Annotated in this window: 16 protein-coding genes; 7 read left to right on the forward strand and 9 right to left on the reverse strand. The window is 67.4% G+C overall.

Annotated elements, in window-relative coordinates; all coding sequences use genetic code 11:
- Positions 1-20 precede the first annotated feature (20 nt).
- The 3 genes from ABDJ85_RS13320 to ABDJ85_RS13330 all read right to left on the reverse strand — a co-directional run bounded on the left by ABDJ85_RS13320 (position 21) and on the right by ABDJ85_RS13330 (position 4,973).
- Positions 21-2,954 carry a TonB-dependent receptor gene (locus tag ABDJ85_RS13320; RefSeq protein WP_347705268.1) on the reverse strand — a complete coding sequence of 978 codons (2,934 nt, stop codon included), beginning with the start codon at positions 2,952-2,954 and terminating at the stop codon, positions 21-23.
- Positions 2,955-3,002: 48 nt separating this feature from the next.
- The gene (locus tag ABDJ85_RS13325) at positions 3,003-4,001 is read right to left on the reverse strand and encodes a LacI family DNA-binding transcriptional regulator (RefSeq protein WP_347705269.1); all 999 of its coding nucleotides are present in this window, start codon (positions 3,999-4,001) and stop codon (positions 3,003-3,005) included.
- Positions 4,002-4,181: 180 nt separating this feature from the next.
- The gene (locus ABDJ85_RS13330; RefSeq protein ID WP_347705270.1) at positions 4,182-4,973 is read right to left on the reverse strand and encodes a ferritin-like domain-containing protein; all 792 of its coding nucleotides are present in this window, start codon (positions 4,971-4,973) and stop codon (positions 4,182-4,184) included.
- A gap of 305 nt (positions 4,974-5,278) precedes the next feature.
- On the opposite strand from ABDJ85_RS13330, the gene ABDJ85_RS13335 reads away from it, so the two are divergent.
- The 3 genes from ABDJ85_RS13335 (at position 5,279) to ABDJ85_RS13345 (ending at position 8,558) form a co-directional block, all read left to right on the forward strand.
- Complete coding sequence (locus ABDJ85_RS13335; protein WP_347705271.1) at positions 5,279-6,595, forward strand: methyl-accepting chemotaxis protein; 1,317 nt, start codon at positions 5,279-5,281, stop codon at positions 6,593-6,595.
- Between the two features lie 2 nt (positions 6,596-6,597).
- Entirely contained in the window at positions 6,598-7,971 is a 1,374-nt protein-coding gene (locus tag ABDJ85_RS13340; protein WP_347705272.1) for a chemotaxis protein CheW, read from the forward strand.
- A 62-nt stretch (positions 7,972-8,033) separates the two neighbouring features.
- Positions 8,034-8,558, forward strand: coding sequence for a gamma carbonic anhydrase family protein (locus tag ABDJ85_RS13345; RefSeq protein WP_347705273.1), 525 nt, complete (start codon positions 8,034-8,036; stop codon positions 8,556-8,558).
- Between the two features lie 51 nt (positions 8,559-8,609).
- Here the strand turns inward: ABDJ85_RS13345 and ABDJ85_RS13350 are convergent, their stop codons facing one another.
- Positions 8,610-9,488 (reverse strand): hypothetical protein, encoded by an 879-nt coding sequence (locus ABDJ85_RS13350; protein ID WP_347705274.1) that lies wholly within the window; start codon positions 9,486-9,488, stop codon positions 8,610-8,612.
- Positions 9,489-9,760: 272 nt separating this feature from the next.
- Here ABDJ85_RS13350 and hslO point away from each other — a divergent pair, with 272 nt between their 5' ends.
- A complete protein-coding gene (gene hslO, locus ABDJ85_RS13355) occupies positions 9,761-10,717 on the forward strand; it encodes an Hsp33 family molecular chaperone HslO (protein ID WP_347705275.1) in 957 nt (318 codons plus the stop codon).
- Positions 10,718-10,745: 28 nt separating this feature from the next.
- Here the strand turns inward: hslO and ABDJ85_RS13360 are convergent, their stop codons facing one another.
- Positions 10,746-11,894: a Fic family protein gene (locus ABDJ85_RS13360; protein ID WP_347705276.1), complete on the reverse strand. Its 1,149-nt coding sequence runs from the start codon at positions 11,892-11,894 to the stop codon at positions 10,746-10,748.
- A 377-nt stretch (positions 11,895-12,271) separates the two neighbouring features.
- On the opposite strand from ABDJ85_RS13360, the gene ABDJ85_RS13365 reads away from it, so the two are divergent.
- From ABDJ85_RS13365 to ABDJ85_RS13370, 3 genes are all read left to right on the forward strand, one after another.
- Positions 12,272-12,565, forward strand: coding sequence for an Hsp33 family molecular chaperone HslO (locus ABDJ85_RS13365; RefSeq protein WP_430765543.1), 294 nt, complete (start codon positions 12,272-12,274; stop codon positions 12,563-12,565).
- 561 nt (positions 12,566-13,126) lie between these two features.
- Positions 13,127-13,429, forward strand: coding sequence for a TauD/TfdA family dioxygenase (locus tag ABDJ85_RS20345; RefSeq protein WP_430765549.1), 303 nt, complete (start codon positions 13,127-13,129; stop codon positions 13,427-13,429).
- On the forward strand, positions 13,422-14,360 hold the full coding sequence (locus ABDJ85_RS13370; RefSeq protein WP_347705277.1) for a hypothetical protein: 939 nt from the start codon (positions 13,422-13,424) through the stop codon (positions 14,358-14,360). Before ABDJ85_RS20345 ends, ABDJ85_RS13370 begins: the two co-directional genes overlap by 8 nt.
- Before the next feature lie 163 nt (positions 14,361-14,523).
- Here ABDJ85_RS13370 and ABDJ85_RS13375 read toward each other — a convergent pair whose 3' ends face one another.
- The 4 genes from ABDJ85_RS13375 to pnuC form a co-directional block, all read right to left on the reverse strand.
- A complete protein-coding gene (locus ABDJ85_RS13375) occupies positions 14,524-14,823 on the reverse strand; it encodes a hypothetical protein (RefSeq protein WP_347705278.1) in 300 nt (99 codons plus the stop codon).
- Between the two features lie 15 nt (positions 14,824-14,838).
- Positions 14,839-16,926 (reverse strand): diguanylate cyclase domain-containing protein, encoded by a 2,088-nt coding sequence (locus ABDJ85_RS13380; RefSeq protein ID WP_347705279.1) that lies wholly within the window; start codon positions 16,924-16,926, stop codon positions 14,839-14,841.
- Between the two features lie 61 nt (positions 16,927-16,987).
- Complete coding sequence (locus tag ABDJ85_RS13385) at positions 16,988-17,515, reverse strand: AAA family ATPase (protein WP_347705280.1); 528 nt, start codon at positions 17,513-17,515, stop codon at positions 16,988-16,990.
- A 7-nt stretch (positions 17,516-17,522) separates the two neighbouring features.
- On the reverse strand, positions 17,523-18,155 hold the full coding sequence (gene pnuC, locus ABDJ85_RS13390) for a nicotinamide riboside transporter PnuC (RefSeq protein WP_347705281.1): 633 nt from the start codon (positions 18,153-18,155) through the stop codon (positions 17,523-17,525).
- Positions 18,156-18,157 lie beyond the last annotated feature (2 nt).

Genomic DNA, 18,157 nt, shown 5'->3' on the forward strand with positions numbered 1-18,157 from the left:
CGCCCACACTCCTGGCGGGGTCAGAACTTGTAGTGAACCGCGATGCGAACCACACGCGGGTCACCCGTGGTGCTGTTGGGCTTGCCGAGGTTGAGGTTGTCGCCGCCCACGGCATTCTTCGGGTCGTTGGCGCCCACCGGGCCACCACCCCAGTCGTCGAAGCCGCCGTAGTTCGTGTTCTTGAAGAGGTTGAGCACGTCGGCCCGCAGGGTGAACTTGTGCTGGGCACCAAGACTGAGTTCCTTCGCCAGGCCAATGTCGACCTGACGATAGCTCGGGGAGTCGCCCTTCACATAGACGCACTTGTCCCAACCCGCCGCGCAGCTGGTGATGCGGCGCGGCAGGCCGCTGGCCCAGGTGGCCTTGGTGGAGAACTGCATGCCCCAGGGCAGCTTGTCGATCATGAAGGCACCGACGACGCGGTGGCGGTCCACCAGCTTGCTGGGGTTCCAGCCGTGGGTGCTGCGGCCGTAGGTCCAGTCGAAGATATTGCTGTCCCACTCCTTGTGGGTGGTCTGGGCGTCGGCATAGGTGTAGGCGACGCTGGCCGTCCAGCCCGAGGCGGTGGTGTAGGGCTTTTCACCCTTGAGGAAGAGCGAGTCGGTGCGGGTGGCGCCGACGAAGTCGCCGAGGATCAGGGTGCCAAAGCCATTGGGGCCGCCCCACAGTGGGTCGATGGGGCTTTGCGTGGCCCAACCGCCCTTGGGGTCGCGGTTGCCACCGAACCAGATGAACTGGTTGCGCGCGGTCACGCGGCTGTAGGCGGCTTCCACGTTCCAGTCGCCAACGGCCTGGCGCACGCCGAGGCTGAGCTGGTCGGCATAGGGCAGCTTGAAGTCATTGCGGATCAGCCAGATCTCGCCGCCGCCCTGCTTGTTCTTTTGCAGCTCGTCCAGCGCATGGTTGGCCATGGTGCGGTCGTAGCTGCGGCCCCAGCCGCCGAAGACGACGGTGTTGCGGTCGCCGGTCACGTCGTAGGAGAAGCCCAGGCGCGGGGCGATGGCGCCCTTGAAGGCCTTGCGGGAGTTGCCGGTGCTGATGTAGTCGTCGATGTTGACGCCGCCCAGGGCCAGCGATTGGGCGTAGGTCTGGCCGCTTGGGGGCTTGATGCCCCAGCGCTCGCCGTCGGCGGCGCGCAGCGCGGCCACGCGTTCAGCCGGCGTGACGTAGCCGTTGTTGAGCATGTTGCTCTCATAGTCCCAGCGCACGCCGAGATTGAGCTCCAGCTGCTTGTCGATGGCCCAGTCGTCCTGGATGAAGAGGCCGAGCTGGCGGTTGCTGAAGTTGGCGTCGGCGCTGGGCAGGGCACGGTCGATCTTGCACTGGTCGCTGTTGGCGCCGCCATTGCTGATGTTGGTGCCGGTGCAGCTGCCGCCGCTGAAGTAGGGGTTGCCGGTGACGCGGTCGATCAGGGTCTCGACGATGTCGACCGAGCGCGAGGTGCCGCCCAGCTCGTACTTCATGGACTTGAGCTTAGCCCCGCCCTTGATGACGTGGCCGCGCAGGCCGGTGTAGCTCAGCTCCTCGGAGATGAAGACGCCCTTTTGGCGGCGGTCTTGTGCATCAGGCGAGCCGCCGACGAAGAGCACGTCCTGCGACGCATCCAGGCGCGGCGGTGTGGCCGTCGAGACCTTGTACTTGACGAAGGGCGTGGTGGCGGCGCTGCGCGGGTTCCAGTGGTAGTCCTCGTAGCCGGCGCGGGCCTCGCTCAGCCAGTCGCCACGGATCCACTCGTGCTTGAGGTCGAGCCGGGTCTCGTCGTTCTTGCGGTCCTTGTCATTGCCGGGGGCCGAGAGGTCGGCCGACTCGGCGAGGTGGTCGCTCTCGCGGCGGATGCGGCCCGAGAAGCTCAGGCGCTGCTCGTCGTTGAGGTTGGCGTCGATCTTGCCGAACAGCAGGTGCTCGGTGAAGCTGTCGATGTGGCTGCCCTTGGCGGCCAGCAGGGACGGCACGATGCCGGCGCCGGAGGGCAGCTTGTCGGTTTCGCGCGGCACGACCTGGCGCGAGTCGTCGATCTTCTTGCCGTCATAGGCGAAGAAGAAATGCACCTGGTCCTTCTTGATCGGGCCGCCGACGCTGAAGCCGAACTCCTTCTTGCTCGACGGCGGCAGGGGCACGCCATCTGCCTCGCGCTGCTGCTCGAACACGGTCAGCGAGCGCCAGTTGGTGCCGGTGCGGTCGGCGTAGGCGTTGAACTCCAGCTTGTTGCTGCCGGACTTGGTCACGGCCGTGATCGCGGCGCTGGAGACCTGGTCGAACTCGGCCTTGTAGTTCTGCGTCAGCACGCGGTACTCGGCAATGGCCGACTGCGGGAAGGGGTTGCCGCGCGAGGTGTCCTGCCCAGCGAGGCCGCCACGCAGGATGTTGTTCTTCTGGCCCACGCCGTCGATGAAGACGTTGACGTGGTCAAAGTTCTGCGCGCCAGACTGCAGGCTGGTGTTGCCATTGCCGTCGCGCTGGAAGACGACGCCGGGGGCCAGGTCAGCCCCGGAGAGGAAGTTGTGCGTGGCCTGGGGCAGGGCCTCCAGCATCTTTTGCGAGACCAGGGTGCCCATCTGCGAGTCACGCACACCCTGGCGGGCCGAGCTGCCGGTGACGGTGACCGTGTTGAGCGTGGCGGTGCCACCGGCGGCCAGGTCCAGTGCGGCGGTTTCGGCCACGTGCAGGGTCACGGCCTGGGCGCTGCCGGCCTCATTGCCGGTCATCACGCGCACCAGATAGCTGCCGGGCGGCAGGCCCAGCAAGGTGTAGCTGCCGTCGGCCTGGGCGCGGGTCTTGTAGCTCACGCCGGTGGCTTGGTTCACGGCGACGACGCTCAGGTCGGCGCCCACCTTGGCACTGACCTGGCCCTTGAGCGTGGCGGTGCTGACCTGGGCGTGTGCCGCCCCCGCCAGTGCAAAGCAAACCGCGGTGGCCAGGGCGTGGCGTTGGAATACTGCTGAGGGAAGTCGCATCGAGGTCTCCTGGTTCTCTTAGGTCTTGGGATGGGTCAACGGAAGTGGTCAGGCTGAGCCGCACGAATGGCGGACCACCAGCTCCACCGGCATCAGCACCTCGGCCTGCGGGGCGGCGTCGGGGCCGGCTTCGATCTGGCGGGTGAGGGCGTCCAGCGCCTGGCTGCCCAACTGGGCAATGGGCACGCGCATGGTGGTGAGGGCGGGGTTGACGTAGCGGGCCAGCGGGATGTCGTCAAAGCCGGTGACGGCGATGTCCTGCGGCACGCGCAGGCCTGCTGCGGTGAAGCCTGCGAGCAGGGCCACGGCCATGGCGTCGTTGGCGGCAAAGACGGCGTCGGGCCTTAGGGTGGCCGGCAGAGCGGCCAGGCGCGCGGCGGTGGCGGCGGCGCAGGCCTCGGTGAAGTCACCGGGCAGCAGTTGTGCGTGGTGCGCGTTGCCGAGGCCATCCAGGTAGCCGCGCTGGCGCTCACGGGCTTCGAAGTTGCCATCCGGGCCACCGAGGAAGGCGATGCGGCGGCGCCCAGCGGCCAGCAGGTGGCGCGTCATCGCAAGCGCGCCGCCGTAGTTGTCGATGGCAAAGACCGGGTGGCGCGAGGCCGTGACGCCAGCGTTCATCAGCACCGCCGGCAGGCTGGGCGGCACATTGCGCTCCAGGAAGGCGGCGTCCACATGGGGCGACATGACCAGCAGCCCGTCCACGCGCCCGTTCATGGCGCGGATGGCGGCGGCCGTTTCGTCGGCATTGCCGTGTGAGCTGGACAGCAGCAGATGCAGGCCGCGGCTGCGGGCCGCAGCGTCGATGCCGCGGATCAGCTCCGAGAAGAACTCGCCGTGCAGGTCGGGCAGCAGGGCGCCAATGGTGTCGGTGCGCCGCAGCACCATGCTGCGCGCCGCTCCCGAGGGCGTGTAGTGCAGCTTGCGCGCCGCTTCGAGCACGCGCTCGCGGGTTTCGGGGAGCACGTTCTCAAAACCATTGAGCGCGCGGGAGACCGTGGCAACCGACATGCCCACGGCGCGGGCGACGTCTTTGATGGTGGCTGGCATGGCGGCGAGAGGGAGAGTGATGACAGCGAGAGTGTGCGTGTAAACGTTTCATGTAAACGTTTACACGTGATTTTGTCGAGATTTGGTGCGTGGGTAAACCTGCGGAATACCCGTGACGCCACAAAAGGGGGCGTGCCCTGGGCGACGTGACCTTGGCGGTGTGCCCTGGGCGGTGTGCTGTCAGCGGCTGGTTTGCTGCAGCGCGTCCAGCTCGGCCTGGCTGAAGCCGGCGAGCCGCCGCGCTTCCAGGTTGAAGGGCGCGCGCAGCCGGGGCGCCTGGTAGCGCTCGGCCAGCTCGGCATAGGTGGCCACCGGGTCCAGGCCACGTTCGGCACAGAGGTGCCCGAACCAATGGTTGCCCGCCGCCACATGCCCGATCTCGTCGCGCAGGATCACGTCGAGGATCTCGCCACCCCGCTTGTCGCCCGCGCTGAGCAGCTTGCGCTTCACGGCCGGCGAGGCGTCCAGGCCCCGTGCTTCCAGCGTGCGCGGCACCAGGGCGATGCGGGCCAGGATGTCATGCCGCGTGCGCTCGGCCATGTCCCACAGCGCGTTGTGGGCGTCGAAGTCGCCGTAGTCAAACCCCATGGACCGCAGGTGCTCGCGCAGCAGGCTGAAGTGCTGCGACTCCTCCTGCGCAATGCGCAGCCAGTCGCGGTAGAAGCGCTCGGGCATGCCGGCAAAGCGCCAGCACACGTCCAAGGCCAGATTGATGGCGTTGAACTCGATGTGCGCAATCGAGTGCAGCAAGGCGGCCAGGCCGGCGGGCGTCGAGAGCGCGCCGGGCTTGAGCGCCGTGTGCGGCACCAGCTGCGGCCGCGTGGGGCGGCCGGGTAGGGGGGTAGCTGGGGGCTCCAGCTGTGCGCTGGCGTCCAGGGGCCCCGTCAGGTCCAGCGCCAGGGTCAGGGCCACCTTGGCCTCGGGCTCAGGGCAGGCCAGGGCTTGCAGGGCGGCGAGGCGGAGGTCGGACATGGGCAGGGCGATGAACGGGCGAGAAGGAGGCGGGCGCTTGGAGGCGGGCGCGTTGGCCGACGGATTTTCGTCCGTACCGCTCAGGGCTTGCGGGGCCCCTGCCCGTGACAAATGCGACGCTAACGTCTTATCAAATGCGTTGCTAATATCAAATATATCGATTCAAGCGGGACAATACCTCTGCACCAGAGGCCGGCATGGCCAAAGGGCGTGATCGGACGTGCGAGGTTGTGATGTCGAGTTTGCAGGGTGGACAGAGAGTCGGCGCGCCAGCGCCATGGCCGACCGAGGCACTGAGCGAGGCCTTGCGCCAACAGTTCGCCCAGTTGGAAATGGACCCGCAGGGCCGCATCACCGCATTGAACGGCGCAGCGCTGTCCCTGCTGGGCCAGGAGGGTGTGCCCGCCGCCGCAGAAGCCTGGCTGGGCCGCCGCCTGGCCGTACCTTGTGCGCCGGGCACCACCGAGGCCGACACCTGGACCCGCCTGGAGCACGGTGACGCGGTGGAAGGCGAAAGCTGCGTGACGCTGCCCGGTGGCCAACTGCGCTGGCTGGGCCTGTGCCTGCTGCCCGTGCGGGCCTCTGAGGGTGTGCCGCAGGGTGCGCAGCTTGGCGCGCTGTTGGGTGTGGTGGCCGTGGTGCGCGACGTGACCGCCGCCGTGGAGCAGCGCGCCGCCACGCGCGCCCTGCTGCGGGCGCTGGATCGCTCGCAAGCCATGATCGAGTTCGACCTGCAAGGCCGCGTGCTCAGCGCCAACAGCAACTTCCTGCGCACCATGGGCTACACCGAGCCCGAGATCGTCGGCCAGCCGCACAGCCTCTTCTGCGACCCCGACTACGTGCGCTCGGCCGCCTACCGCAACTTCTGGGCAGACCTGAACGAGGGCAAGTTTGCCGCCGGGCGCTTCCAGCGCGTGGGCAAGCACGGCGCCCGCATCTGGATCGAGGCCACCTACAACCCCATCCTCGACGCCGAAGGCCGGCCGCTCAAGGTTGTCAAGTTCGCCACCGACGTGACGGCCGAGGTCGAGCGCCAGGGCCACGTGGCCGAGCAGGTGTCGGCCATGAGCCTGGAGCTGGACCGCCTCACCGCGTCCATCACCGCCATTGCCGGGGGCTCGGCCGTGGCCCGCGATGGCTCGATGTCCAGCCTCAGCCAGGCCCAGGAGGGCGTGGGCTTGCTCGACAACAGCAATGACGCCATCCAGGACGTGCAAAAGCGCTCGGCCGACATCAACGAGATCGTCGAGACCATCGGCCAGATCGCGAACCAGACCCATCTGCTCGCCTTCAACGCCGCCATCGAAGCGGCCCGTGCCGGCGAGCACGGCCTGGGCTTCTCGGTCGTGGCCGACGAGGTGCGCAAGTTGGCCGAGAAGTCCGGCACCGCCGCGCGCCAGATCGCCCAGCTGATTGGCGCCACCGTGCAGCGCATCGACGAAGGCAGCCGGCTGACGGCCGAGGCAGCCAACGCCTTCCAGCGCATCCTCATCGGGTTGGAGGGCATGGCCGATTCGATCCGCGGCATCCATGACGCCACCCAGCACCAGGCCAGCGCCACTACCAATGCGGCGCAGCTGCTCAAGTCCATCGAGAAGCTCACCCAGCACAGCGCCGCCTGACGATGGCCTCGCCCGACCCCACCACCACCTATGTGCTGGCGCGCGTTGGCGGCGTGCCCATCGCCGTCGCTGCGCAGGCCGTGCGCGCCGTGCTGCCCATGCCACCGCAGTGGCACCGCCTGCCCCGGCGCCAAGGCGCCATCGTTGGCGTGCTGCCCACCGCCCAGGGGCCGCAGGCGCTGGTGGAGCTGTCCGCCTGGGTTGAGCTGCAAGCACCGCCCGGCGACACCGGCGTGGCCCTGGTGCTGCAGGACGCCCAGGGCCGCAGCGTGGCCCTGCGCCTGGATGCCTTGGAAGGCCTGCACCGCGCCGGCCGTGGCGGCGTGCGTGCCCTCTACCGTGACGACAACGACGACGAACTCTTTGCCGCCGTGCTGGCCAGCCCAGGCCAAACCGATGCCCAGGTGGACGGCGTCTGTGTGCTGGAGGCCGAACGGCTGATGCGCCTGGCCCAGTGCTGGGCTGAAGGCCTGGACCTGGCCCAGGACGCTACCCGCGCGCCGGCCGATGCCGCGCGCACCCCGGGCGCCGCGCTGCACGCCGTGGTGCGGCTGGCTGGGCCCGCAGGGGCGGCACCCACCTTGCTGGCCGTGCCTGCGTGCGATGTGGCCGAGGTGCTGCACTGCCCCGCCTACACCCACCGCTGGGCACCCGGCGGCACGACGGTGGGCTTGACCGCCGGCCTTGCCGAGTGGCGCAGCCGCGCCGTGGCCGTGCTCAGCCCCGCCGGCCTTGGCCTGACCGCCAGCGACACCCCACCCCTGGCCCTGATGCTGGAAGACGCCCAGGGCCGCGGCCTGCTGATGCCCGTGTCCGAGATGCTGGGCCTGCACCTTCTGCCGGCCGATTCAACCCGAGGTGGTGACACCTGGGTGACCCCCGCGCAGGACAGCCCGCTCGGCCCAATCCAGACCCTGCGCACCGTGGCCCTGCTGCAAGCCCTGCCCGAGGCCAGCCTCAGCCACCGCGAGTCCAGCGGCCCCGGCACTGGGGCCCCAGCCGTGCAGCGCAACCTGGAGCCCTACCTGGTGTTCGACGCCGGCCGCCGTTTTGCCATGCCCATCTCGCAGGTGCATGCCGTGCTGGCCCGCCCGCCAGGGGTGGACGTCATCGACTGGCGCGACGAGCGCCTCACCCTGGCCGCTGTACCCGGCTTGCCACCGCTGCCGCCAGATAGCGAGGGCAGCGTCATCGTTGTGGGCAGCCCGGGTGCGCGCGCGGCCTGGGCGGTGGCGCGGCCGCATGCCTTCATCCCCAGCCGTGCGGCCGAGCTGCGTGGCTGGCGCAGCCACAGCACCCCCGGCGCGCAACTGCTCTGCGTGGATGAGCCCGCCGCCACCTACCCCGTGTTGCAGGCGCCAGAACTCCAGCCCTGACGCAAGCGCCGGGGCGATACAGTCCTCCAGCCCCTTGGAGTCGGGGCGTTTGAGGAGCAGCGATGGCCATCTATCAGTTGGACGAGCACAGGCCCCAGGTGCCTGAATCCGCTTGGGTGGCCGACAGCGCCGAGGTCATCGGCTGCGTCACCCTGGGGGCCGATGTCAGCGTCTGGTTCCAGGCCGTGCTGCGGGGCGACTCCGACACCCTCACCATCGGCGCCGGCTCCAACATCCAGGACGGCTCCGTGCTGCACGCTGACCATGGCTTCCCCCTCGTCATCGGCGAGCGCGTCACCGTCGGCCACCAGGTCATGCTGCACGGCTGCACCATCGGCGACGAAAGCCTCATCGGCATCGGCGCTGTCGTGCTCAACGGCGCGCGCATCGGCCGGCACTGCATCGTCGGCGCCGGCGCCTTGGTGACCGAGGGCAAGGACTTCCCCGACGGCAGCCTCATCGTCGGCTCGCCCGCCAAGGTCGTGCGCGAGCTGACGCCCGAGCAGATCGCCGGCCTCAAGGCGAGCAGCCGGCACTACGTTGCCAACGGCCAGCGCTATGCCCGTGGCCTGACGCGCCTTGACTGACTGATCGATTGGTTGAGTGAGGCGCCCCGCTGCCGACTGAGGCGCACCAGTTCACTTCAGAACCTCGCGGGTGAGGTCCAGGTTGTAGCGCCGGTAGTCGAAGTCGATCCCTTTCGGGGGCGGCGTGTGGAGCCGGAACACGCGGCGCTTGGGCATGTCTGCATAGCGCAGGGAATCGCTCAGGTGGGTGCGGGCCAGCGCCTGCAGCGAGCCGTCCGCGTAGGCCATCTCCAGCCCCAGCGTCACGCGGTCGGCGAGCTCGCGGTTGCTGCGGTGGGTGTAGAAGAACTGCGGCAGGTCGTAGACCAGGGCGAAAGTCTTGTCCAGGATCAGCTCCGGCAGGTCGGCGTGGGATTCGGCCTCCCCGCGCACCTCCACCACGCTGCGACAGAACAGATCGAAGCGGCTCTGCGCCACCATCCTGAACATCGACTCGTAGCTCGTGACCTCCTCGACCTCGAAGCCGTTGGCACGCAGGATGGGCACGTCCAGCCAGCCCACGCCTTGCGCGATCGTGAAGCGCCGCAATTCGTCCAGCGTGCGCACCTTGGCCACAGCCGTCTTCGCCAGCGGCGACACAAAGCACACCCGGTAGCCGCCCATGCCCAGATACAGCGGGAACCGCACCGGGATGAGGTCGACGGAACTACCGTCCTCGTTGGGCACAACCACGGTCAGGAACCCCGGGTACAGCGCCCGCTCGACGCTGATCCGCGCACGCTGGTCGTTCATGCGCTCTGAGTACTGGATGGTGTAGGGGCCATGCGTGGCCACCGTCTTCTCCAGCGCCAGGCGTATGAAGGCACGCGGATAGGTGTCGCGCGGATCGTTGGCGCTGGCGGGCTGGCGCAGTGTCACCACCAGCGGCGCCGCATCAGCGCACAGGCCAGCCACGAACAGCAGGGCGGCAACCAGGAGGCAACGGATCATCACGAGGCGGACTCGATGTATGCGCTGATTGGAGCACCGTTGCCGCGAGCTGTGTGGCCGTGTCGTCGCGTCGCCCGCTGTCTGTTCGGCAGATCGCGCCGGCCGCCCAGCGTTGCCGGGGGGGCGGCCTCATAAAATCTCCGGCTTTGGCCGCTGGGCCAACAAACGCCGTGCTGCGGGGCGACGCCGACACCCTCATCGTCCGCTCGCCCGCCAAGGTCATCCGTGAGCTGACCCGCACCGACTGATGGATTGAGTGAAGCTCCCCGCTGATGACTGAATTGCACAAGTTCCTGTTCGAAGGCCTGCCCGTGCGCGGCATGCTCGTGCGCCTCACCGACGCCTGGCAGGAGCTGCTGGCCCGCCGCGAGCCTGGCGCCGAACACCCGCCCGCCCTGCGTGACCTGCTCGGCGAGATGACCGCCGCCGCCGTCCTCATGCAGGCCAACATCAAGTTCAACGGCGCCGTGGTGTTGCAGGTGTTTGGCGACGGGCCCGTCAAGCTCACCGTGGCCGAGGTCCAGCCTGACCTCAGCTTCCGCGCCACCGCCAAACGCGTCGGCGAGGTGCCCGACGGTGCCGGCCTCGAAGCCCTGCTCAACGTCCACGGCCAAGGCCGCTGCGCCATCACCCTCGACCCCAAGGACAAGTTCCCCGGCCAGCAGCCCTACCAAGGCGTCGTGCCCCTGCACGGCGACCAGCGCGAGCCCCTGCAGAAGATCTCCGAGGTGCTCGAGCACTACATGCTGCAGTCCGAGCAGCTCGACACCAAGTTCGTCCTCGCCGCCAACGGCGAGATCGCCGCCGGCCTGCTCATCCAGCGCCTGCCCGTCGAGGGCGAAGGCAATCTGGAGGGCCGCCGTAACGAAGACGACATCGGCCTCTCAGACGCCTACAACCGCATCAGCATCCTGGCCAGCACGCTCACCAGTGAAGAGCTGTTGACCCTGGACGCCAACACCATCCTGCGCCGCCTCTTCTGGGAAGAAGACGTCCGCCGCTTCGAGCCCCAACACCCCCGCTTCGCCTGCACCTGCTCCCGCGACCGCGTCTCCAACATGCTCCGCGGCCTCGGCCGCGAAGAGGCCGACGAAATCCTCGCCGAAGCCGGACAGGTCGAAGTCGGCTGCGAGTTCTGCGGCAAGCACTACCGCTTCGACCCCGTCGACGTGGGCCAGATGTTCACGCCGGGGAATGAGCGGCAGGAGGGGTCGGGCACCCTTCAGTGACCGGCCCTAGCTGCTTGTGGAACTGCCCTTAGCGCGCCAGCAGATCCACATAGGCCTGGTAGCTGTAGTTGCGGTTCTTCTTCTGCCCGGTCTGCTCGGTCACGATGCCCAGATCCTCCAGCAGCTTGACGGCGGCGTTGGCCGTCGGGAAGCTGGTGCTCAGCTTCTGGCGCACCTGTTCCACCGTAAAGCGCGGCATCATGGGCAACATCTCGAACAGGCGGTAGCTGGTCGAGCTGCCTTTGGGCGCATTCAGCAAGCGGCGGCGGTCTGCGGCCACCAAGCTGGCGATCGCCACGACGCCCCGTTCAGCCTCCTGCGCCGCTTCGGCCACGCCTTCCAAAAAGAAGGCCACCCAACCCTCCCAATCGCCGTCGGTGCGAATGGCTGAGAGCCGGCGGTAGTACTCGGCCTGGTGCTGCTTCAAGTAGCCGCTGAGGTACATCAGCGGCTCGGGCAGCAGGCCCCAATCCTCCATCAGCGCCGCCATCAGCAGGCGCCCGATGCGGCCGTTGCCATCTAGAAAAGGGTGGATGGTTTCAAACTGCGCGTGCACCAGCGCTACCCGCACCAGGGCCGGCAACGGCGGCTCGGGGGGCTGGTGAATGAAGCGTTCCAACTCGGCCAGCAGCGCGGGCACCTGCTCAGGCGGTGGCGGCACAAAAACCGCGTTGCCCGGCCGCGTGCCGCCGATCCAGTTCTGTGAGCGGCGCAGCTCGCCCGGCTGCTTGCCCGCGCCGCGCGCCCCGTCTAGCAGCAGCCGATGGGCCTCGCGCAACAGGCGTACGCTGATCGGCAGGCCCTTCGGCGCGTGCAACTGATCGCGCACCAGGCGAAAGGCGCGCAGGTAGTTGCTCACCTCTTCCACATCGGCGCCATTGCTCACGGCCAGGCCCGCCTCGTCATCAAACAGATCCGCCAGCGAGGCCTGCGTGCCCTCGATCTGCGAGGTCAACAGCGCCTCCTTGCGAAGCGCGCTGTACAGCAGCCACTCCACCGAAGGCACCAGCCCCCCCACGCCCGAAAGCCGCGCCAGCGCCAGCTCGGCCACCCTGCAGCGGTCCACATAGCAATCACTCGCCAGCGCTGGCCGCATGGGCGGCAACGGCCGGGGCACAAAGGCCCTGACCGTTTCACTCAGCGTGGTGGTGGTGACGTAGCTGCCGGTGTTGCGCATGCCAGGGCCCGCAAATTGAATGAATGCATTCTTTACTGCAAGGGCTGCATATTAAAGCAACGCTTAATTTGAGGCGACCTTATGCAAGAAGGCTTGCACAGGGAGTGCGCGGCTGCAGCCCAGCGCCGCAAGCCACAACAGGGTGTCGGTTTTGAGTGAGCCGTCCGTCGCGCCAACACCTCCCACACATCGGCCTTGTCGGGCCAGTTCTGGCGCAACCGCCGCTGCTCCCGCCGCCAGCGCCCAGCGCATCTCCAGCACCGTCTGCTTGAAGGGCTCGTCGCTGTAGGCCATGCGCAGCGAAAGCCCGGCGTGCTACCAGGCGCTGCGGATCATCGCCACGCCCGAGCCAGCCCGCGCGCCCAGATTGATATCACGTGCTGTTGACCCCGGACGCCAACACCATCATGCGCCGCCTCTTCTGGGAAGAAGACGTCCGCCGCTTCGAGCCCCAGCACCCCCGCTTCGCCTGCACCTGCTCCCGCGACCGCGTCACCAACATGCTCCGCGGTCTCGGCCGCGAAGAGGCCGACGACATGCTCGCCGAAGCCGGCCAGATCGAAGTCGGCTGCGAGTTCTGCGGCAAGCGCTACCGCCTCGACCCCGTCGACGTTGGCCAGATGTTCACGCTGGGGAATGAGAGGGCGGAGGGCTCGGGGACGTTGCAGTAGGGGGGTGCCCGACAGGCCGGTTTGCAGCGGCTGCGGTCCTTAGGCGTGCTGAAGTCGATGCCCTAAAGCAGCCGCTCAAGATTCAACTCTTGGGTGGTAGCAAGAAGTTCGCGTAGAGGGACCGCCCGCCGCGCCGTGGGTGGTGCTAACACCCAGTGTGCGAGCGCCTGCGGCAACGCAACAATCCACCTGATGCCTAGCTCTGCACGTTTCAAACAACAGCCGCTTTGTGAGCAGCTGGAGGAGCTTGGATGGGCTCGATGCGTTGTGAGTCCGGATGCGCTCATTGGCGAGCTCGGGCGGCTAGGCGATCGCCTCGGAGCCAGGATGACTGGTCGCGCAGGCGCGCTGGAGGAGGTGGTTGCGCCGCTCTCAACCGCCGATGCTCACCCACGGTCGCTGAGCGCGAAGTTCGGCCTCGGTACTTTGCCGTTCCATGTCGAGCTAAGTCACCGGCCGCAGCCCTGTCGTTATCTTCTTCTTGGTTGCCTGGAGCCAGGTAGCACCCACTCCGAGACAAGACTACTCGATTGGCGTTCGCTGGGGTTTTCGGAGAGTGAGATGCGCTTATTGCAGGATGCGCCCGTACTTCTGCGGTCGGGCCGGCGTTCGTTCTACTCCACTTTGCTGGACGCAGACCGCGCCTTCCTGCGCTTTGATCCGGGGTGTGTAGAAGCTGTCGATCAACGAGGGCGATGGGCTTTCGAATTGGTGCGCCGCCGCATATCTGAAGCAAGGCCTCTTGTCCACAACTGGCTGAAGGGAGGCATTTTGATCATCGACAACTGGCGGATGCTCCACGGGCGCGGTCCGTCTGAACGCGGCTCCGGCCGCCGCCTAGCAAGGATTCTCATCGATGCCTAACGACGTCTTCATCTCGATCAATGCGAGCGCACTTCATGCGAAATCGAAGGTCTACATCGGGCGCGCTCTCGTGAGGAAAGCGGCAGATGACCTAGATGAATATCAACTATGGGCTTCGCTTGCGCTTGAACTGCTCGGAAAGGCGGCATTGGCAAGCACCCACCCAAGTCTCGTTGTTGATCCAACCCATTGGCAGTCGTTGTTTGTGGCAGCTGGGATCAATGCAACGACAGACGTCAAGACGATTACCGCCAAGACCTTGTTCGAGCGCCTCGCCCATCTTGTTCCGAGATTCGACAAGACCATTCAGAAGTTCTGCCAAGAGATAGCTGAGCGCCGCAATGCTGAGCTCCACTCGGCCGATCTCCCTTTCAAGGCGATGCGTCTTGAGGCCTGGGAAGCTCGCTACTGGCATGCATGCGACACGGTCCTACACCACATGGACTCATCACTGGAGAGCTGGCTTGGCGCTGTGGACGCGGAGGCCCCGCGACAACTGTTAGAAGAGGCCGAAAAGGCCATGAAGGCGGCTGTAGAGCTTCGTGTTGGTGCCGCAAAGGAGCGTTTTGGCGAGTTGAAGAAAGCCGAACGGGACCGCGCTGCGGAGGAGGCTGAGCAACGCCTTCTGCAACACCAGTCGGAACTGTTCGTAGGTCGCTACGATGAAATTTGGTCTACGGCTTGCCCTGCGTGTGGCTGCCGCGCCTTCATGACAGGCCAACTGACTGGCGAAGATTTCAGCGAAGAGCAGGACGAGCACGCCATTTGGGAAGTGGTCGATCGCGAGTATTCCGGCGAAGAGTTTCACTGCCCCAGTTGCGATCTCAGTCTGTTGGGCAGCGGGGAAATCATTGCATCCGGTCTGAACTGCATTCACGAGGAGCAGCACAGTCGGGAGATGGAATACGAGCCTGACTACGGCAACGATTGAGTTGCCAGATGGCCGCCCTTAGTGCGCTTCCGTTGTCGCCCTGAAGTGTCTTTGGCATGGGTGCGTGGGGAGTGGCCTCGGCTTGGACAGGCTCAGCCAAACGGGCCATCTCGTTGGACAGCGGCCGCCTGCCAGGCGGCCTCGCTCTATAGCGCCGTAGCGCTTACTCGTCGGAACCCTCCAACACCCTCTGAAACGCCCCCGCAAACTCCTGCGACGCACTGAAAGTCAGCGTCACCGTGACCCACCCGCCTTCTTCATGCTGCACCAGCAGTTCATGGTCCCAGGCGGCGCCGTCTTCGACCACGCCTTGGCGGTTGCCGAACTCGGCTTGCGCCCAGGCGAGCACCTGGGCGACTTCGGCCATGACGGCGGGGTGTTGGGCCTCGCGGGTGGAGGCCATGGCTTCGAGGGTGAGGATGCCGTCGGAGCTGTCGGTGAGGTCGAAGAGCAGGTACTGCATGGGGCCGGTAGTGCCTTAGCCTGCGTTGTAGCGCACGCAGCCCTTGCCCTGGCGCTTGGCCTCGTACATCGCGGCATCGGCCTCGGCCAGCAGGACGGTGGGGGTGTCGCCATCCTGTGGGCACAGGGCCACCCCGATGCTGCCCGACACGGTGGCACTGATGCCCCCCGGGAGCTGCACCGGCTTGCCAATGTTCGTCAGCAAGCGCTGGAGGATGAGGTCGCACTGCGCCTGGTCGCGCAGGGGCCCGAGCACGAGCACGAACTCGTCACCGCCCAGGCGGGCGACGGTGTCGCCGGCACGCACGGTGGCAGAGGCGCGCTTGGCGATCTCCTTGAGCAGGTGGTCGCCGGCCTCGTGGCCGTGGAGGTCATTCACGGCCTTGAACCCGTCGAGGTCCATGAAGGCGATCGCGGACATCTGGCCGGAGCGCTGCGTGGCCGCAATGGCTTGCCCGACGCGGTCGGCCAAGAGCAGCCGGTTGGGCAGCCCGGTGAGAGCGTCGTGGAAGGCGATGTGCTCGACCTGCTCCTGGTAGCGGTGCTGGGCCGTCACGTCGGTCATCAGCCACAGTGACTCGCCCGGCCGCTCTTTGAGCAGCGTGCCCTGCAGGTGGATCCAGATCGTGCTGCCATCGTGGTGCCGCATCTGCACGCGGGTGACGTAGTCGTGGCCTTCGGCGAAGGCGGCGCGGGCCTCGGCGCCCACTTTCTCGTAGGTCGCTTCGTCCGGGTACAGCATGCGCGCCGACTGGCCACGCAGCTCGTCCATGGAGTAGCCAAAGATGGCGGACAGCGCCCGGTTGTTCCAGATCGCCACGCGGGTGCTCATGTTGAGCCGCACGATGCCGACGAGGTCGTTGTCCAGCATGGCGTGCTGTTCTTCACCGAGGACGTGCAGCTCGTGGATGGCCTCGTTCAGCTGGGCCGTGCGCTCTTCAACCAGATGCTCCAGTCGCACGGTCATGGCTTGCAGGGCGCTGGAAAGGTGGGACAGATCTTCGCTGTCGTCGGCATGGGGAATCACGGCGCCGGGGACGCCGAGTTCAACATCGCGCGCGGCGCTGGCGATGCGCTTGAGCGGGCGCGTGAGGTGCCGGCCCAGCATGAGCCCGAGACCCACGGCCAAGAGCGCACTGACCAAGCCGACGAGCAGGGCTTTCTTCGTGGCCTGCATGGCCGGTGCATAGGCGACCTCGACAGGTTGCCGGACCAGCACCTTCCAGCCCAGCGCGAACTCGGGCGCGTAGTCATCGAGCGACCAACTCGTGGTCAGGTAGCGCTGGCCATCGGCCCAGGCGATGTCGACCGCCGGCCTGGCTTGCTCCTCGGGCGCGATAGGCCCTTGGGCGGCCAGGGCCTCGGCCAGCGCGGGCAGGTCGATCCCCGCCTTCGGGTCGGTGCCAAAGATCACGCCGCCCGAGCGCGTCAGGATGTAGACCTCGACTCGCCGGGCGGCGGCGTTCTTGGGCAGGAAGGCTTCGGCAATGGCCCGGATGCCATGCACGTCCGCATGGAGCCCGACGACACCGACCACGCGGCCGGCTACTTCCAGCGGGGCGGCAAAGTCCACAAACCGGAGCGGTTCTCCATTGGCATGGGGCGGGAGCAGGCTCGCGAGGAGCTTGGCCTCATGCACGTCACCCACGTAATGCCCGCGCAGCCCTGCCGGGAACCAGGGGCGCTCCTTGACGTTGCGGCCGACCAGAAGATCGTCCGTCGCCGCGACGACCACGCCGCTGGCATCGGCGACACCCAGCCAGGAGGGGAAGGGCCGCGTGAGTTTCATGCGCGACAGGGCGCGGGTGACCGTGGGGCTGGCCAGGCCGTCGGCCCAGATTTCGCCCGACTGGGCCAGCAGATTGACCTGCTGCATCCGGTCACGCATGTTCTTGCCGAGCGCGGTGGAGATGCTTCTGCCCAGGTTGGCGAGGGCGGCGCCTTTGTCGCGTTCGATCTGGGACCGCATCATCGACGTGATCACGGTGGTCAGCGACAAGACCAGCACCGTCACCACCAGCGCCAGCACGAGGGCCAATTGGGTGCCAAGGCTGCGCCGCTGTAACCAGGGCAGGGGCGTCTCGGGAGGCGGGGTGGTGCTCAAGTTGACGTGCGAAGTCCTTGCGGTGCAAGGGTAGCTTCAGTGGCCGCTTGCGTCAGCTTGGCTAAGGTTCCGGCACACCCAGTAGGGGCAATGCCATCAATGCCGTCAATGCCATTTGCAAGCGGCGTTCGCCCTGGATGTCGTGCCATGCCAGCCCATGGCGGCTGAGCGCCTGACGCAGCCTGGCGTCAAACCTTGCCCTGACCTCTGGGCCATCGCGCTGGACGCCGTCGGCCTCCCAGGGCAGGTCGGGGGCGCAGAGCAGGATGAGGTCGCAGCGGCGCTGGAAGGCGAGCGCCTGGGGCAGCAGGCTGTCGTCGTTGAAGTAGTGCTGGCTGCACAGCGCGGTGATCAGGGGCGTGGTGTCGGCCAGCACCCAGGGGCCGGCGGCGGCGTCGATGCGGCGGGCTTGCTCGGCGGCGATGGCGGCTTGCTCGTGCTGCTGGGGCGTGCGGCCGTGTGTGTCGCACCACTCGCGCAGGTACTCGGGCACATAGGTGCCGCCAAGCTGCGCGGCCAGTGCCTGGCCGAGGCTGGACTTGCCGGTGCACTCGGCCCCAAGCAGGGCGACCACGGTGCGTGTGCGCATCACGGTGTCATGCCATGGCCAGCGCGAGGCGCTGGCGGCGCCAGGCCTGCCAGCCCAGCACGCTCATGGGGATGAAGACGGCGTAAAGCACGACGGTGAGCCAGTAGCCCTTGAGGCCAAAGAGCACGACGCTGACGGCGTTGACCACGATCCAGGTCGGCCAGTTCTCTTCGTACTTGCGGGCCAGCAGCCACTGGCCCAGCAGGCTGGCGACGGTGGGGAAGGCGTCCCAGTAGGGCAGGGGCGAATCGGTGAAGGAGGCGAGGAAGAGACCCAGCAGCGGCCAGCCGAGCAGGGTGAGGGCGACGGGCAGCGCCAGGCCCGCCTTGCCCAGCTGGCGCACGGACAGCGCCTCGCCTTGGGCGGTGCGGCCAAAGCGCCATTGCCACCAGCCCCAGCCGGCCAGGCCGGCAAACAGCAGTTGCAGCGCGGCCTCGCCATACAGCCGGCCATCGAGGAAGAGGGCGAAGTACAGCAGCGAGCTGATGAGGGCCAGCGGCCAGGCCAGCAGGCGCACGCGCATATTGCAGACGACCATCCAGACCGCGAGCACAAAGGCCACCAGTTCCAGCCAGGAGATCGGCGCACCCAGCGCCGTGAAGGCGGGCGCCAGCGCGGCCGCCCAGACGTCAGCCCACATCA

The sequence above is a fragment of the Roseateles paludis genome, from assembly GCF_039872745.1.
GTDB lineage: Bacteria > Pseudomonadota > Gammaproteobacteria > Burkholderiales > Burkholderiaceae_C > Pelomonas > Pelomonas paludis.

What these genes read in the sequence shown, in the direction of transcription:
- ABDJ85_RS13320 (WP_347705268.1), bottom strand. Translation starts at nt 2,954, where the DNA reads ATGCGACTTCCCTCAGCAGTATTCCAACGCCACGCCCTGGCCACCGCG.
- ABDJ85_RS13325 (WP_347705269.1), bottom strand. Translation starts at nt 4,001, where the DNA reads ATGCCAGCCACCATCAAAGACGTCGCCCGCGCCGTGGGCATGTCGGTT.
- ABDJ85_RS13330 (WP_347705270.1), bottom strand. Translation starts at nt 4,973, where the DNA reads ATGTCCGACCTCCGCCTCGCCGCCCTGCAAGCCCTGGCCTGCCCTGAG.
- ABDJ85_RS13340 (WP_347705272.1), top strand. Translation starts at nt 6,598, where the DNA reads ATGGCCTCGCCCGACCCCACCACCACCTATGTGCTGGCGCGCGTTGGC.
- ABDJ85_RS13345 (WP_347705273.1), top strand. Translation starts at nt 8,034, where the DNA reads ATGGCCATCTATCAGTTGGACGAGCACAGGCCCCAGGTGCCTGAATCC.
- ABDJ85_RS13350 (WP_347705274.1), bottom strand. Translation starts at nt 9,488, where the DNA reads ATGATCCGTTGCCTCCTGGTTGCCGCCCTGCTGTTCGTGGCTGGCCTG.
- hslO (WP_347705275.1), top strand. Translation starts at nt 9,761, where the DNA reads ATGACTGAATTGCACAAGTTCCTGTTCGAAGGCCTGCCCGTGCGCGGC.
- ABDJ85_RS13360 (WP_347705276.1), bottom strand. Translation starts at nt 11,894, where the DNA reads ATGCGCAACACCGGCAGCTACGTCACCACCACCACGCTGAGTGAAACG.
- ABDJ85_RS20345 (WP_430765549.1), top strand. Translation starts at nt 13,127, where the DNA reads ATGCGCTTATTGCAGGATGCGCCCGTACTTCTGCGGTCGGGCCGGCGT.
- ABDJ85_RS13370 (WP_347705277.1), top strand. Translation starts at nt 13,422, where the DNA reads ATGCCTAACGACGTCTTCATCTCGATCAATGCGAGCGCACTTCATGCG.
- ABDJ85_RS13375 (WP_347705278.1), bottom strand. Translation starts at nt 14,823, where the DNA reads ATGCAGTACCTGCTCTTCGACCTCACCGACAGCTCCGACGGCATCCTC.
- ABDJ85_RS13385 (WP_347705280.1), bottom strand. Translation starts at nt 17,515, where the DNA reads ATGCGCACACGCACCGTGGTCGCCCTGCTTGGGGCCGAGTGCACCGGC.
- pnuC (WP_347705281.1), bottom strand. Translation starts at nt 18,155, where the DNA reads ATGTGGGCTGACGTCTGGGCGGCCGCGCTGGCGCCCGCCTTCACGGCG.